The sequence below is a fragment of the Polaromonas sp. P4_F9 genome, assembly GCF_056401235.1.
Window position 1 is genome coordinate 25,559 of the sequence record NZ_JBFUJT010000002.1, and the last position, 14,085, is coordinate 39,643.

At 62.7% G+C, this 14,085-nt stretch carries 15 protein-coding genes and 1 pseudogene; 7 read left to right on the plus strand and 9 right to left on the minus strand.

Annotated elements, in window-relative coordinates; translation table 11 throughout:
• The first annotated feature begins 29 nt into the window (after positions 1–29).
• The 5 genes from AC1DUB_RS02150 (at position 30) to AC1DUB_RS02170 (ending at position 4,154) form a co-directional block, all read left to right on the plus strand.
• Positions 30–1,049, plus strand: a complete 1,020-nt coding sequence (locus AC1DUB_RS02150) for a Bug family tripartite tricarboxylate transporter substrate binding protein (protein WP_477728111.1) — start codon at positions 30–32, stop codon at positions 1,047–1,049.
• Between the two features lie 43 nt (positions 1,050–1,092).
• Positions 1,093–1,941 carry a fumarylacetoacetate hydrolase family protein gene (locus tag AC1DUB_RS02155; protein ID WP_477728112.1) on the plus strand — a complete coding sequence of 283 codons (849 nt, stop codon included), beginning with the start codon at positions 1,093–1,095 and terminating at the stop codon, positions 1,939–1,941.
• A gap of 4 nt (positions 1,942–1,945) precedes the next feature.
• On the plus strand, positions 1,946–2,344 hold the full coding sequence (locus AC1DUB_RS02160) for a nuclear transport factor 2 family protein (protein WP_477728113.1): 399 nt from the start codon (positions 1,946–1,948) through the stop codon (positions 2,342–2,344).
• Positions 2,341–3,072, plus strand: coding sequence for a class II aldolase/adducin family protein (locus AC1DUB_RS02165; RefSeq protein WP_477728114.1), 732 nt, complete (start codon positions 2,341–2,343; stop codon positions 3,070–3,072). The genes AC1DUB_RS02160 and AC1DUB_RS02165 overlap by 4 nt, the downstream gene beginning before the upstream one ends.
• A gap of 92 nt (positions 3,073–3,164) precedes the next feature.
• A complete protein-coding gene (locus tag AC1DUB_RS02170; RefSeq protein ID WP_477728115.1) occupies positions 3,165–4,154 on the plus strand; it encodes a Bug family tripartite tricarboxylate transporter substrate binding protein in 990 nt (329 codons plus the stop codon).
• Positions 4,155–4,580: 426 nt separating this feature from the next.
• Here the strand turns inward: AC1DUB_RS02170 and AC1DUB_RS02175 are convergent, their stop codons facing one another.
• From AC1DUB_RS02175 to AC1DUB_RS02205, 7 genes and pseudogenes are all read right to left on the minus strand, one after another.
• The gene (locus AC1DUB_RS02175) at positions 4,581–6,038 is read right to left on the minus strand and encodes an aldehyde dehydrogenase family protein (protein ID WP_477728116.1); all 1,458 of its coding nucleotides are present in this window, start codon (positions 6,036–6,038) and stop codon (positions 4,581–4,583) included.
• 98 nt (positions 6,039–6,136) lie between these two features.
• Positions 6,137–7,110 (minus strand): annotated as a pseudogene (locus AC1DUB_RS02180) (Bug family tripartite tricarboxylate transporter substrate binding protein).
• 331 nt (positions 7,111–7,441) lie between these two features.
• Positions 7,442–8,134: a hypothetical protein gene (locus tag AC1DUB_RS02185; protein WP_477728117.1), complete on the minus strand. Its 693-nt coding sequence runs from the start codon at positions 8,132–8,134 to the stop codon at positions 7,442–7,444.
• A 552-nt stretch (positions 8,135–8,686) separates the two neighbouring features.
• The gene (locus AC1DUB_RS02190; RefSeq protein ID WP_477728118.1) at positions 8,687–9,508 is read right to left on the minus strand and encodes a hypothetical protein; all 822 of its coding nucleotides are present in this window, start codon (positions 9,506–9,508) and stop codon (positions 8,687–8,689) included.
• A gap of 134 nt (positions 9,509–9,642) precedes the next feature.
• A complete protein-coding gene (locus AC1DUB_RS02195) occupies positions 9,643–9,873 on the minus strand; it encodes a hypothetical protein (protein ID WP_477728119.1) in 231 nt (76 codons plus the stop codon).
• 214 nt (positions 9,874–10,087) lie between these two features.
• Entirely contained in the window at positions 10,088–10,261 is a 174-nt protein-coding gene (locus AC1DUB_RS02200; protein WP_477728120.1) for a hypothetical protein, read from the minus strand.
• Positions 10,258–10,638: a hypothetical protein gene (locus tag AC1DUB_RS02205; protein ID WP_477728121.1), complete on the minus strand. Its 381-nt coding sequence runs from the start codon at positions 10,636–10,638 to the stop codon at positions 10,258–10,260. Before AC1DUB_RS02205 ends, AC1DUB_RS02200 begins: the two co-directional genes overlap by 4 nt.
• A 359-nt stretch (positions 10,639–10,997) precedes the next feature.
• Here AC1DUB_RS02205 and AC1DUB_RS02210 point away from each other — a divergent pair, with 359 nt between their 5' ends.
• Both AC1DUB_RS02210 and AC1DUB_RS02215 read left to right on the plus strand, forming a co-directional pair.
• A complete protein-coding gene (locus tag AC1DUB_RS02210) occupies positions 10,998–11,618 on the plus strand; it encodes a DUF502 domain-containing protein (RefSeq protein WP_477720702.1) in 621 nt (206 codons plus the stop codon).
• A gap of 184 nt (positions 11,619–11,802) precedes the next feature.
• The gene (locus tag AC1DUB_RS02215; RefSeq protein WP_477728122.1) at positions 11,803–13,164 is read left to right on the plus strand and encodes a dicarboxylate/amino acid:cation symporter; all 1,362 of its coding nucleotides are present in this window, start codon (positions 11,803–11,805) and stop codon (positions 13,162–13,164) included.
• Positions 13,165–13,253: 89 nt separating this feature from the next.
• On the opposite strand, the gene infA is transcribed toward AC1DUB_RS02215, so the two are convergent.
• Both infA and AC1DUB_RS02225 read right to left on the minus strand, forming a co-directional pair.
• Positions 13,254–13,511, minus strand: coding sequence for a translation initiation factor IF-1 (infA, locus tag AC1DUB_RS02220; protein WP_477720704.1), 258 nt, complete (start codon positions 13,509–13,511; stop codon positions 13,254–13,256).
• A 116-nt stretch (positions 13,512–13,627) separates the two neighbouring features.
• Entirely contained in the window at positions 13,628–13,867 is a 240-nt protein-coding gene (locus AC1DUB_RS02225; RefSeq protein ID WP_477728123.1) for a hypothetical protein, read from the minus strand.
• Positions 13,868–14,085: the final 218 nt, after the last annotated feature.

The following is a 14,085-nucleotide window of genomic DNA, read 5'->3' on the forward strand; positions in this document are numbered from 1 at the left end:
CGCCCCTCACCCACCCCTGGAGACCCACCATGACATCCCTTGCCCCCGCGGCCTTGTTCAAGCCCGCCCAGACTTTTGCTTTCACCCTTGCGGCCCTGCTGGTCCCGCCCGTCCTGCTGGCCGCGGCACCCGCCGCCCATGCGCAGGACTTCCCCACCAAGCCGGTCCGGGTCGTCACGCCCTTCCCGGCGGGCAGCGGGCCCGAGGTGGCGCTGCGCCTGGTGGCCGAGAAACTTTCCAGGCTGTGGGGAAAACCGGTGATCGTGGACAACCGCCCCGGCGCCAGCGGCTTTCTGGCCATTGAAGCAATCAAGCGCGCCAGCCCCGACGGCCATGAGCTGCTGCAGATGGACAACGCCCAGATGGCGGCGCAACCCTTTCTTTTCAAAAAACTGCCCTACGAGCTGCTGCGCGACTTTGAACCGGTCACGCCCATCTTGCGCAACTACTTCTTCGTCACGGTGCCGGCGGGCAGCCGCTACAAGACCATGGGCGACCTGATTGCGAGCGCCAAGGCCGGGCCGGGCCAGGTCAACTATGGCTCGTGGTTTGTCGGCAGCCCCGGCCACATTGGCGCGGCCATGCTGGAAGCCTCCACGTCCACGAAGATGACGCATGTGCCCTACAAGGAGATGTCGCAGCTCTATGTGGCTGTGGGCAACCAGGAAGTCGACTGGGCCTTTGGCAGCGCCGCCAGTGCCGGCGCCATGCAGCGCGCGGGCCGGACACGCTACCTGGCGGTCGCCGCACCTAAACGGGTGGCGGGCTTTCCCGATGTGCCCACGGTTGCCGAGTCCGGCGGCCCCGCCGGCTTTGAACTGAGCGCCTGGACGGCCCTGCTGGCACCCAAGGGCACACCCCGTGCCGTGGTGGAAAAAATCCAGAAAGACGTGGCGGCGGTGCTGTCCGAACAGGACGTGAAAGACAAGTACAGCGCCATGTACTACGAGCCCTACTTCCTCAACACCGAACAGTTTTTGCAGCAGCTGCGCACCGATTCGCAGCGCTACGGGGACACCATCCGGCGCCTCAATATTTCGCTGGACTGAACGCGGGCCGCGACCGAATTTTTTACCTCACAGAAAGCACACCATGAAAATCATCAGCTACCTTCACCAGGGCCAACCCGGCTGGGGCATGACCAGCGGCGCCGGCATTGTCCCCCTGCACAGCAGCCAGTACCCCACCCTGCTCAGCGCCCTGCAGGCCGGAAAACTTGACGAACTGGCAGCCGCCGCGGAGGACGCGCCCGCAGTGGCCCTCGGCGACATCCAGTTCCTCCCGGTGATCCCCGAACCGGGCAAGATTTTCTGCGTGGGCCACAACTACGAAGAGCACCGCATCGAGACCGAGCGGGACCCGACCCAGCACCCGCTGCTCTTCATCCGCGTGGCTGAATCGCAAACGGGGCACCTCCAGCCCATCGTGCTGCCCACCGAGTCGACCCACCTCGATTACGAGGGCGAGATTGCCGTCGTGATCGGCAAGGCCGGGCGGCGCATCCGCCCGGCGGATGCCTGGTCGCATGTGGCCGGCTACAGCGCCTACAACGACGGCTCCATCCGCGACTGGCAAAAGCACACCATCCAGTTCACCGCCGGCAAGAACTTCACCGCCACCGGCGCCTTTGGCCCGTGGATGGTGACGCGCGGCGAGATTGCCGACGGCGAGGAACTGACGCTGGAGACGCGCCTGAACGGCGAGGTCATGCAGCGCACCACCACCGCATCGATGATTTTCAGCATCCCGGTGCTGATCGAATACATCTCGACCTTCACCTCGCTGCAGCCGGGCGACGTGATCGTGACCGGCACGCCCGGCGGCGTGGGCGCCAAGCGCAACCCGCCGGTGTGGATGAAACCGGGCGACCACGTCGAGGTCGAAGTGGGCAAGGTCGGCATCTTGTCCAACGCCATTGCGGCCGAGCCGGCGCAGGGCTGAAGCCATGACCACCGCGAATGAAGACAGCCCCGCAGCTGCGGACGCGCGGGCAGCTGAAGAAGCCCGGCGGCAGGCCATGCTGGACGGCAAGCTCGCGGTGATGGCCGACCTGCTGTCGGACGAGCTGGCCTACACACACTCCACAGGCATGCAGGACAGCAAGCAAAGTTACCTGCAACAGCTTTCCAGCGGCGCCCTGCGCTACGAAGCCCTGGAATTTGTAGCGCCTGTCATCCGGGTGCTGGGCCCTGTGGCGCTGGTGAGCGCCGTGATGAAGGCCACGGTGCAACGCGGCGGCAACCGGCGCGACGTGGCCAGCAGCTACCTGGCCGTGTGGGAGAGCACGCCCGCCGGCTGGAAGCTGCAGGCGGTACAGGCCACCCCATTAGCGGCGGCAGCATGAACAACAGCGCGATGGCAGCATCCGACACCGCGCTGGTGGCGCAGCTGGTGCTGGCCAACCACATCCTGGCGGCCCGCGGCGTGGTGGATGGCTTTGGCCATGTCAGCGCACGGCACCCGACCGATGCGGGCGTCTTTTTACTCTCGCGCAGCCGGGCGCCGGCGCTGGTGACTGCGGCCGACATAGGCTGCTATGACCTCGAAGGCAACCCGCTGGGCGAAATGTGCGGTGCACCCTATCTGGAGCGCTTCATCCACAGCGAAATCTACCGCGCGCGCGCCGATGTGATGGCGGTGGTGCACAGCCATTCGCCCAGCGTCATTCCGTTTGGCGTGACCGGCCAGCGCCTGCGCCCGGTCTTCCACATGAGCGGCTTTCTGGGCAGCGGGTCCGCGCATTTCGACAGCCGCGACAGCGTGGGCGACAGTGACCTGCTGATACGCAGCCCGGCCCTCGGACAGGCGCTGGCAACGGCCCTGGGCGATTGCGCCTGCGTGCTGATGCGCGGCCACGGCAGCACGGTGGCCGGCAAATCGCTGGAGCAAGCGGTCTACATGGCCGTGTATGCCGAAGCCAACGCCCGGCTGCAGACCGCAGCCATGGGACTGGGGCCGGTGACCTACCTGAGCGAGCGCGAGGCAGCGCTGGCCGCAGCGGCCAACGACAGCCAGACCGGCCGCGCCTGGGCCCTGTGGCAGCACGAGCTGGCCGGCGCCGCCGAAACATAGCCGCCGCATACCACCACTCACCACTTCCCACTAGCTACTCCCCACTACTACAACCTGGAGACCAGAACATGACACCGGCATTGAATTTGAACTTGAACTTGACATTGAAATCGCCTTGGGGCCTGTGCGGCATCCTCGGCCTGGCGCTGGCCAGTCTGAGCCTGGCACCCGCTGCCCAGGCAGATACCTACCCCAGCAAATCCGTTCGCATCATCGTTCCCTATGGAACCGGCGGCGGTGCCGATACGCTGGCGCGCCAGCTGGGCGCCAGCCTGCAGCAGCTGTGGGGCCAGGGCGTCGCGGTGGACAACCGCGCGGGTGCGTCGGGCAACATCGGCTCGGAAGCCGTGGTTCGCTCGCCGGCCGACGGCTACACGCTGCTGCTGCAAAACAGCACCATGGTGGTCAACATGGGGCTGGGCGTGAAACTCAACTACGACCCCGAGAAAGACCTGACGCCCATCATGCTGCTGGGCATCACGCCGATTGCGCTGGCGGCCCACCCCAGCCTCAACGTGAAAAGCCTCAAGCAGCTCCAGGACTATGCCCGGGCCAACCCCGGCAAGCTGAGCTACGGCTCCTGCGGCGTGGGCACACCGATGCACTTCGTCATGGAACTGGTCAAGCAAAAGACCAACCTGGACGCCGTGCACGCGGGCTACAAGGGCTGCGCGCCAGCCGTCACGGACGTGGTGGGCGGCCAGATTCCGCTGGCCATCCTCAGCGCCAACCTGGTCGCGCCCTACGCCAAGGCAGGCAAGCTGAATGTGGTGGGTGTGGCCAGCCAAAAGCGCTACGCACTGCTGCCGGACGTGGCCACGCTGGAAGAGCAGGGCCTGAAGCCACTCGATTTTTCCACCTGGTTCGCGTTGATGGGACCGGCCAGCATGCCGGCGGCAGTGGTGACACGCATCATTGCCGACGTGCAAAAAGTGCTGGCAGACCCTGCCGTGCAGTCGCGCCTTTCCAACGCCGGCGTGGAGCCTTATGCGGGCAGCGGTGCGGACCTGTCGCGGCTGATCCGCTCGGACAAGCTGCGCTATGAGCAACTGGCCAAGGCGGCCAATATCAAGCCGGAATGAAGCGTTCCTGGTTCTTGTTTTGCCGTCCTGTCGCGCACGCGCTGCCCTGCCGCCCCGGCCTACCCCAGGTTGATGGGGTGGGCAGGGCAACGAAAGTGGAGAAGACCAAGGGATTGCGCGACTGATTTCCCACCGATTGCGGTTTGATTGCCTCTTGATCGCCGCCTGATTGCAGTCAAAGCGGGTTGCGGTAGGAGGCCCATGTCATCACCAGCCGGCGGTCGGTCAATCCAGGGCCCTCAGGGCCTGAGACCGTGCGCAACATCCCGTGGCTTTGTGTCACCCGCGCCACGGCAGGAGACGCGGCAGCCCGGCGTATCGAACGGTCTGGCGCCCCATCGGATGCAGCACTAGTGGACTGTAACGGAAGAAAGAGAGTGGACATTTCCCTCTGTAGAGCACTTTCGATTCAATCGTTACAGTCCACTAGAAGGCGATATGCACGTTCTTGTTCTGTGTGAAGCTGAGGAGTTCCTCGAAACTTTCCTCCCGGCCAATACCCGATTGTTTGTAGCCCCCAAACGAGGCCCCCAGAAAATGCGTGCTGGCCTTGTTGACCCAGATGTAGCCTGCCTCGATGCGGCTGGCTGCCTTGTGGGCATTGCGCAGGTTGGTGGTCCAGATCGAGCCGGTCAGCCCGTACTCGACCGCGTTCACGTCCTCGAACATCTGTTCCTCGTCGTCCCACTGGATGACCGACAGGACAGGGCCGAAGATCTCTTCGCGGGCAATCCGCATGGCGGGTGTTACGCCGGTGAACACCGTGGGCTCCACAAAACACCCATTGCGCAACTCAGCCGCTTGCGGCCTCTTGCCACCGTAAGCAAGGGTTGCCCCCTCCCGCTTTCCGATCTCGATATAGCCCAGCACCTTGTCGAGCTGCGCGCGCGAGACGATGCAGCCCATGGTGGTCTCCATCTCGGTCGGGATGCCAGGTTGGTAGTGCTGCATTCTCTGGAGCAGGATGTCCATCACACGGCCATAGACGGACTGGTGCACAAACAGCCGCGAGGTCGACCCGCAGGATTGCCCGCACCAGGTGAAGTTCATGCCGTCCACGGCAGCGCGTGCTGCCTTCTCGATGTCGGCATCGGGGTAGATGATGCAGGCGTTCTTGCCGCCCAGCTCAAGCGTCACATGCTTGAGTTGCTCAGCCCCGGCCTTGGCGATCGCGCGGCCCGTCGGCACACTGCCGATCAGCGACAGCCGGGGCACCAGCGGGTGGGCCACCAAGGCCTGCGCGCCCGGCGTGCCGCAGGTCAGGACGTTGAGGACGCCGGGCGGGAGAATGCCATCGACCAGTTCCATGAATCGATAGGCCGACAGCGGGGCCTGGTAGGGAGGCTTCATGATGACGGTGTTGCCGGTGGCCAGCGCCGGCCCGGCCTTGCCCGCGGTGAACATGAGCGGATGGTTGTAGGCCACGATGCGTCCGCAGACACCAAAAGGTTCACGCACTGAAAAATTGATGACATCCTCGCCCATGGGAATGGTGTCGCCCTTGACCTCTCCCGCCAGTGCCGCCGACAGGTCCAGCATGCGCGCGGCAGCTGCCGCATCGCCCATCATTTCGCGCACCGGATTTCCGCAGTTGGCCGCATCAATCAGCGCCAGCTCTTCGGCGTTTGACCTGAGGATGTTGGCCATCTCGCGAAGTGCAGCGGCGCGGACAGCCGGCGTGGTCCTGCGCCAGCCGGCAAACGCCTTGTGCGCCGCGGCTACGGCGGCATCCACATCCTCCTGGTTAGCCTCGGCGCAGGAGCCCAGGCTTTCACCGGTGGCCGGATTGCTCGTCTCCAGGTAGCCGCCGCGGGGTGGGTGCCACGCCCCGTCGTAGTAGAGATCGCGGTGTGCGGGCAGAACGTTTTGTATTTTTTGATCCATATCGGCTTTCAGGACGTGTTGAATGGGGTTGATTTGGGGGTTGATTGGGGGTTGATTGGGGGTTGAATAAATGTTGAATGTGTTGGCGGTGCGGCCGCTCAGTCCACCTGGGCGCCGGACAGCTTGACCAGCCGGCCAAACTTTTCGTACTCGCTGCGGATGACAGCGCCAAATTCCGCCGACGAACCCACCCGCAAACCCACGCCCACGGCGGAAAAGCGTGCGGCCAGCTCGCTGGACGTGGCGGCCGCTGCGGCGGCATCGTGCATTTTTTTGATGACCTCCGGCGGTGTGCCGGCGGGCGCAAGAAGCCCAGCCGTGGCATACATCTGATAGCCGGGCAAGCCCGACTCGGAAAGCGTGGGCACATTGGGAAACGCCGGCAGGCGCTGCGCCGTGCCGATGGCCAGGATTCGGACCTTTCCGGCGCTGACGCCCTGCGCTGCTGCGGTGTAGCCCATGAACGCCATGTCCACCTCGCCGGACATCAGGGCCATGCCCACCTGGGCCGCGCCCTTGTAGGGACATGCGTGATGTCGACCCCGCCCATGAACTTGAACAGCTCGGCACTGATGTGGTGGATGGAGCCGTTACCCGCCGAGCCGTAGCTCAGCTTGCCGGGCATTTTTTTGGCATGCGCCATCAGCTGCTGCAGGTTGGCCGCCGGCAGCGAGCCGTTCACCACCAGAAACATGGGCAGGATGCCCACCTCGACGACGGGGACCAGATCCTTCAGCGGGTGATAGGGAAGCTTGCTGAACAAATGCGGATTGATGGCCCACGCGGAACTGTCAGCAAACAGCAGGGTGTATCCGTCCGCCGAAGCCTTGGCGACGGCGTCGGATGCCAGCGTCCCGGATGCCCCGGGGCGGTTGTCGACGACGACGGGCATTCCGAGGTTCTCCGTCATTTTTTGGGCCATCAGCCTGCCCACCACATCGGGAGTCGACCCGGCTGCGGACCCCACGACGAACTTCACCGCCCGGGAGGGGTAGCCTTGCGCCATGGCGGCCTGGCAAGCTGCCAGGAGGGCCGTCATGGCGATCATTTTCATGAGATTCCGGAAAATCATGGGTTTGTCTCCTGCAGTAGTTTTGTTCAACAGCTTTGCGATGCCCGGACAGGCGCGATCCAATGTCGCCGCCGGTCGATGACGCGTCAAACCAGCGTCTCAAGCGGCGAGACTGCAGGGTAAATTTCAAGGTTTTCCGGTTGCGCCGGGGGTGTCAGCGCGATGCCCGACAAGACAATTGGGCAATTGCCGGAGCGACCACCTTATGCGGGCGGCGGTGCTGACGTGGGACAGCTGGCGTCCGGACAGACTGCGCGATGAAGCAGTTGCTCAGGTCTTCAGCTGGCCAGCGCGGCCAGTACGATCAGTATTGGGCGCGGATAAGGGGGGTCTACCGCTGGCTCAGGGCTGTGGCACCCAGGATGTGCTGCACAGGCTGGGTCTCGGGCAGCACATACACCACGCCGTAGCTTTTGCCCAGCACGGGGGCCACCACCGTGTCGTAGAAATCCACAGGCACCACGACACAGCCGATGGAAATGCGGTTGTCGTCGGGCGTGGCTGACACCAGCCGCTCCGCACGGCGTTCTTTCGGGTCGGCCGGGCGCAGCCGGTGGATGGCCAGCTTGGCGGCATAGTCGATCCAGACAATTGCTTCACCCTGGAGGTTGTGCCCCGGCTCCGAGACAAACCGGCCGGCGGGGGTGGTGCGTTCGTCCATCCGCAGGCTGGCCACGCTGCGCTGCTCAATGCCGGGGACCGAGTGGTCGCCTGGCGTGAGGCCCAACAGCGCAGCGGAAGCGCCGCGCAGGCGGCCGTTGGCCGCAAACACAAAGACGCGGGCGCCCTTCTTATCGACGATGACAAAGGGCAGCCCCTGGTTGTCGCCCTGCCCGACAATCCATTGCAGCGCGTATTGCGCATCGTCCGAAGCGGACTCCAGCGCCAGGTCAAAGCCGCGGTTGTCCATCGGCTCCAAAGCCGCCGCCGGCGCGGCAGCTGACAGCAAGGGCGCCAGCGCCGCGCCCACGAGCAGTGCCATCTGGACGATGGGAGCGTGCAGCAGCTTGCCTGTCAACAACATCGGAGATCCTGCGGGTTGCGCCAATAACGTGCGCAAGCGCACAGATCAAAAAAAGCCGGACCCACCCCTCGGTGATTGGTCCGGCTACGGATGCCGCTGATGTTAGCGATGCAAGCAAATGTTTACAACGAATGCCCCATCAAAACACTCTCCAATTCGCTATCACTTCTGTAGCATGAGATGACCATTCCTTGTGGACACACTCCTGTTTTTTGCACCACCGGAGGGCCGTGTAACAAACGCCGGGCTGTGGCTTATTTTCTGCATGGCGCCATTTTTTTCCGGCAGGCGAAATCTGTCCCGGGCAACCGGAAGGACCTGTTACAAATCAGGCCGCCGGAAGAAGTGGAGCAGGACGGCGAAGGCCTTTTCATTCGTTAAGGATCCGTGAAGCTCCCTCCCCTTCCGGGGGAGGGCTGGGTGGGGCAAGCGACGACCGGGTCAGCACGGCGGGGGCGACGCCCACGCCGCGAGCCCCCATCCCGGCCTTCCCCAGCGGGGGAAGGAGATGATCGGCGCTGCACGCGATGTGCAAGCTGAACCGTATTGTGACTAGCCTGCAGGCCTCAGGCCGTGCCTGGCGGCCACATCGTAGGCCGAGGTGAAGACTTCGCCGACGGACTTGACCTCCGGCAGCACATACACCACGCCATAGCGGGCGTTGAAGGCCGGCTTGAGCACGTTCTCAAAAAACTCGACCGGCATGTTGATGCAGCCATAGGAAATGCGGTTGTCTTCGGTGGTGGGCGAGGCCAGGCGTTCCAGCCGGCGCTCCTTGGGCTCCAGGGCACGTACCCGGTGCATGGACACCGCCGCCTCGTAGTCGACCCACACCACGTCTTCGCCGAGGGTGTTACGGCCAGGTTCTGCCATGAAGCGGCCAGCTGGCGTGGTGCGCTCCTGCGGCTCCACTTCCGCAATGGGCCGCCCGCCAATGCCGGTGACGGAATCGTCGCCTTTCGCGGCGCCGATCAGCACCGGGGTCGCACCGCGCAACTTGCCGGCAGGGTCAAACACGAACACCCGGGTATTTTTCTTGTCCAGGATCACGAAAAAAAGCCGCTGGTTGTCGCCCGAGTCGACCACCCAGTTGGCGACATGCTGCGCATCGGCGGATGCGCTTTCGCCGGCGAAGTCCGCATAGCGCGGCCCCGGCTGGCTGTAAGGGGTACCGTAAGGGGTACCCATACGCAGCGGTGGCAATGTAAGCGCCAGAATCGCAGCGCCCAGCAAAACGCCCTGCTTGATGCCATCCAGCAGATCCGAGCGCCCGCTGCTGCGTTCACCCGGTTCACCCGGCTCTGGTAGAGGCAGGGCCGTCTCACCACCAGCGGCCTGGGAGCCGGGCACTTGAATGGATCGCACGAATTGCATGAACTCTCTGCCGAGGGCCATGTGGACAAACCTTTAGCGACCTTGGCGCGTATGAACGCACCTCGGGCCGGCAGCGCGAAACGCGTTCTGCCGGCCCGGGAAGAACTCACACCCGCGTACGGGTTCGGTCGGGCTCAGTTGCGGTCAGCCTGGGCCGGACGCTCGGTTACGGCTGTCGACGGGCTTTCCGTAGTCATGCCCGGGCTGGTACTTGGGCTGGGCTGGTTTTGCATGGTCTGGCTGGAGGTGTCGGCCGGTGTAGCCGGTTGCGTGCCAGGATCCGGTGTCTGGGCATAAGCCAGCCCGATGGCACCAACCACAGCAGCGGCGGCTACGGTAGAAGCCAGGGTTTTGGATGCTTTCATTTCTACTCCTTAATCGTGCCCATTACAGGCACTGGGGTTAGTCGAAGGCTGGCCGTATTGCCAGCTGCTGTCAATTTACGCGGAGCCGCGGCTGGCGCAGCGTCGGTTCGATGCGAAGGACCATGTAGGACAAGCGAGGTCACAAAATGCTACCCATGTGCCGACTCGCAAGCACCAGGACCTGCTCAAGGCGTCGCATCAATCCAGCAGCTGGCTATTCGTTAGGGTTGTTGCCTTTGACGCCGTGCTCTTCCTTGATGGCGAGCTGAACCTGCTCCAGTTGGTCCACGATCTGGTCGATGCGCAGAAAATCTTTCACAGGCTGCATCATCAGGGCCTGCAGATCGGCCCGCAAGCGGGCGTAGTCAGCCTCCAGGTCGGGTTTCATGCGGGCCTTCGTATGTGCGAGGTGAAGCCGCCATTGGTCACGGGCGGGGACATCAAGGGGTCGGCACGTTCAACAGGCCTCGGAGGCGATGCAGAGGCTATGCGGATGAAGTTCACCACAGCGTCAGGCGCCGCGCGCGGACCATACTGGAGGTCGGGGCCAACCAGGCGCTGCAGCTCGCCATAGCCGGTAGCCAGTGCCGCGTCGTAGGCCGAAAACGTCCTGTTGGCGCTCCCTATGGATTTGAATACCGGAGGGTTGCCGTGGCCTTCCAGAATACGCCAGCGAAAATCCCCGGGGGCCGTTTCTTCGACGGTTAGGGCCAGCGAGCGCAACGGCGCGTTGAACTGCGCGCTGACCAGTTTGGACTGATTCATGGCTTGTTCCAGATCCAGACGAATCCACAGCGATCCGCCTGAAAAATTATTTGAAAATTTTCCTCAAGACTCACCAATATTCACCGATGTTCACCAATGGAACCAGCAGGTATATGAAGATTGAAGATAAAACCGGTTCAACATCAGTCTAGGCAAATGCAAGCCGGCGCGGGCAGTGCTTCATACCCAGCCGATGTAGGACGGCACCGATGACAGGGGACAGCGCTCGTGTCACGTGAAAAGCCGCGTCACGTGAAATGGTTATATTGGGACCCGGAGTTACCCCATGCTGTCAACGTCATCTGCGGTGATGCCTTTGCCGGCTCCCCCCGCGGCCGCGAACAAATACCCTCACTCCCATGAAAAGCCTCTACAAATATTTCTTTCGCGGCCTCATCACCGTTTTGCCGGTGGCCCTGACGCTGTACCTGCTCTATATCTTTCTGGCCTGGACAGAAACTGCGGCCCTCTGGATATTGCGTCCAGTGATAGGCGGCTTTTACGTGCCCGGCCTGGGCCTGGTGTTCGGCATTTTGATCATTCTGGTGATTGGCTTCCTGGTGTCCAAGCCCCGTGTGCGAAAGCTGCTGTCATTTGCCGAACTGCCGTTTACCAACCTGCCGGTGGTGAAGAGCATTTACTCGTCGCTGAAAAGTTTTGCAGACTACTTTTCACCGGCCGGCAAGCAGGCGGAACAAAGCGTGGTGATCCTGCGCATGCCTGGTCACCCCCTGGAAATTGTGGGGCTGATCACGCGTCGCAGTTTTGCCGATTTGCCCGCAGGCTTTTTGCCGGGTGAACGCGTCGCGGTGTATTTGCCCATGGGCTACATGATTGGCGGCTACACCGTGTTCGTGCCGACCGAGTGGGTGCAGCCCATTGACATGTCGGTGGAAGAAGCCATGCGGTCCTCGCTGATTGCCTGGATGGCACGGCCGACGCCCACCGCGCATCCCGGCGGCGCAGGCCCCGCGACCTGAGCCGGGACACCTTTATCGCCTTTTACAGGTCCGCGCCCGGAGCGGGCGGAGCCCCGTGAACAGCAACCCGCAGCTCTTGTGTGGCCCGGGTTTCCGGTGCCCCGAACCCGCCTTGCAATTTTTTCTCACAAGGCTATATTGAACACCCCGTCATAAACACCGCATCTGGCGATGCGCTCCGGCCATGACAACGACAATAACAGGCAGCAGCAAACCTCCACTGTACCGCTCCCTTTATTTTCAGGTGGTGTGCGCCGTGATCGCTGGTGTGGCACTCGGGCATTTTTATCCTGCCCTCGGCGCCGAAATGAAACCCCTGGGCGATGGTTTCATCAAGCTGATCAAGATGATGATTGCCCCCATCATTTTCTGCACCGTGGTAGTCGGCATCGCGGGCATGGAAGACATGAAGAAAGTGGGCAAGACCGGTGGCCTGGCACTGCTGTACTTCGAAGTCGTCAGCACCTTTGCATTGATCATCGGGCTGGTTCTGGTGAATGTGCTCCAGCCCGGCGCAGGCATGAACGTCGATGCGTCGACGCTGGACACAAAATCCATCGCCGCCTACACCGGACCGGGCAAGATGGTGGGCACGACCGACTTCCTGCTCAACGTCATACCAGCGACGCTGATCGATGCATTTGCCAAGGGCGAGATTTTGCAGGTGCTGCTGATTGCCGTGATGTTTGGCTTTGCCTTGCACCGCTTCGGCGGGCGCGGCACGCTGGTCTTCGACTTCATCGAAAAAACCTCGCACGTGCTCTTTACCATCGTCGGCTTCATCATGAAGCTGGCGCCCATAGGCGCCTTTGGCGCGATGGCTTTCACCATCGGCAAATACGGCGTCGGCACGCTGTTTTCGCTTGGTAAACTGATGGGTGCGTTCTACCTGACCTGCCTGATCTTTATCTTTGTGGTGCTCGGCCTGATTGCGCGCCTGCACGGCTTCAGCATCTGGAAATTCATCAAGTACATCAAGGAAGAGCTGCTGATCGTGCTAGGCACCTCGTCGTCGGAGTCGGTGCTGCCGCGCATAATGGAGAAAATGGAAAACCTGGGCGCAAAAAAAACCACCGTGGGCCTGGTGATTCCAACGGGTTATTCGTTCAACCTGGACGGCACATCCATCTACCTGACCATGGCGGCCGTGTTTATCGCGCAGGCCACCAACACGCCCATGACGCTTACCCAGGAGTTGACGCTGCTGGCCGTATTGCTGCTGACGTCGAAGGGAGCGGCCGGCATTACCGGCAGTGGTTTCATCGTGCTGGCCGCCACCCTGTCTGCCGTGGGCACGGTTCCCGTGGCCGGTCTGGCGCTGATCCTGGGGATAGACCGGTTCATGTCGGAGGCGCGGGCGCTGACCAACCTGATCGGCAATGGCGTGGCCACGCTGGTGGTGGCCAAGTGGACGGGGGATCTGGACACCAGCCGGCTGAAGGCCGGACTGGACAATGAGACCTGGATCGAGGCCCAGGAGCCTGAAGTCCTGCTGGACCAGAAAACGGAGCACATGGCGGGTTCGCGCGAAGCCGAAGCCATCTGACCGGCCGCGCTGCGGAAACGGTCATCCCTGAACGCGGGCCTTTCCCTGCTTTTCCTGTTTTGCGGGGTCTGCCTTTGTGCGGGCTTGGCTTAGCGCGCAGGCCGCTGGGCAGGGCCCGGTCCGCGGCCGGCAATGTGGCGGAAGGTAATGCGGCCCTTGCTCAGGTCGTAGGGCGACAACTCCAGCGACACCTGATCGCCGGCCAGGATGCGGATATGGTTTTTGCGCATCTTGCCGGAGGTATAGGCCACCAGTTTGTGGCCATTGTCGAGCGTCACGCGGAAACGCGAATCTGGCAGCACTTCGTCCACCAATCCATGCATTTCAATCAGTTCTTCTTTGGCCATGATGTAACTCCTTGAGAATTTGAAAAAACCTGTTTGACTATCTGTCTGTCTTTTGGCTTGCTTGTTTAACGTTTATCTGGCTGTCCTGGCTGACCCCGACAGGGGGCGGCCGCCAGTCAACAGCAAGCCGGCGATGAGCGCTCATGAATCCAGCGCAGGGCGTGCTCGGTGGCGTAATGCAGCGCGGCTGCCGCGCTGTCGAAAAGGCCGCTGAAACGCAGAACGCGGTCATGCGACGCGCTGCCGCGCCCGGAGCGGATGGAAACCGAGGCGGCGTAACGTCCTTCGCCCTGCTCTTTGGCGAGCGGCGAGACTAGGTATTTGCCCACCGCGATTTTGTTGTGATCAATGTTCATAAATGTCCTGGGCCGGGTTGCCAAGTCGTGGGTCCCGGCTTGTAAGTCGAAAAAATAAAGAGTAAACGGCTTGCGAACAAGCCGGCGGGTRTTCGGTTTCTGCCCGCCAGGCCCCTTGGAAAGGGCTGGGCTGGTTGAGCCTTTGAGGGGCACTGTTGGGGAGTGCTCGCCAGGAAATGGAACAGTGCTGTGAAGGGTTCAGGGCTCTAGGGGCGCTG

Coding starts and splice junctions, on each gene's coding strand:
- AC1DUB_RS02195 (WP_477728119.1), bottom strand. CDS start 9,873: ATGAAAGCATCCAAAACCCTGGCTTCTACCGTAGCCGCCGCTGCTGTG.
- AC1DUB_RS02150 (WP_477728111.1), top strand. CDS start 30: ATGACATCCCTTGCCCCCGCGGCCTTGTTCAAGCCCGCCCAGACTTTT.
- AC1DUB_RS02185 (WP_477728117.1), bottom strand. CDS start 8,134: ATGTTGTTGACAGGCAAGCTGCTGCACGCTCCCATCGTCCAGATGGCA.
- AC1DUB_RS02210 (WP_477720702.1), top strand. CDS start 10,998: ATGAAAAGCCTCTACAAATATTTCTTTCGCGGCCTCATCACCGTTTTG.
- AC1DUB_RS02155 (WP_477728112.1), top strand. CDS start 1,093: ATGAAAATCATCAGCTACCTTCACCAGGGCCAACCCGGCTGGGGCATG.
- infA (WP_477720704.1), bottom strand. CDS start 13,511: ATGGCCAAAGAAGAACTGATTGAAATGCATGGATTGGTGGACGAAGTG.
- AC1DUB_RS02225 (WP_477728123.1), bottom strand. CDS start 13,867: ATGAACATTGATCACAACAAAATCGCGGTGGGCAAATACCTAGTCTCG.
- AC1DUB_RS02165 (WP_477728114.1), top strand. CDS start 2,341: ATGAACAACAGCGCGATGGCAGCATCCGACACCGCGCTGGTGGCGCAG.
- AC1DUB_RS02190 (WP_477728118.1), bottom strand. CDS start 9,508: ATGCAATTCGTGCGATCCATTCAAGTGCCCGGCTCCCAGGCCGCTGGT.
- AC1DUB_RS02175 (WP_477728116.1), bottom strand. CDS start 6,038: ATGGATCAAAAAATACAAAACGTTCTGCCCGCACACCGCGATCTCTAC.
- AC1DUB_RS02215 (WP_477728122.1), top strand. CDS start 11,803: ATGACAACGACAATAACAGGCAGCAGCAAACCTCCACTGTACCGCTCC.
- AC1DUB_RS02205 (WP_477728121.1), bottom strand. CDS start 10,638: ATGAATCAGTCCAAACTGGTCAGCGCGCAGTTCAACGCGCCGTTGCGC.
- AC1DUB_RS02160 (WP_477728113.1), top strand. CDS start 1,946: ATGACCACCGCGAATGAAGACAGCCCCGCAGCTGCGGACGCGCGGGCA.
- AC1DUB_RS02200 (WP_477728120.1), bottom strand. CDS start 10,261: ATGAAACCCGACCTGGAGGCTGACTACGCCCGCTTGCGGGCCGATCTG.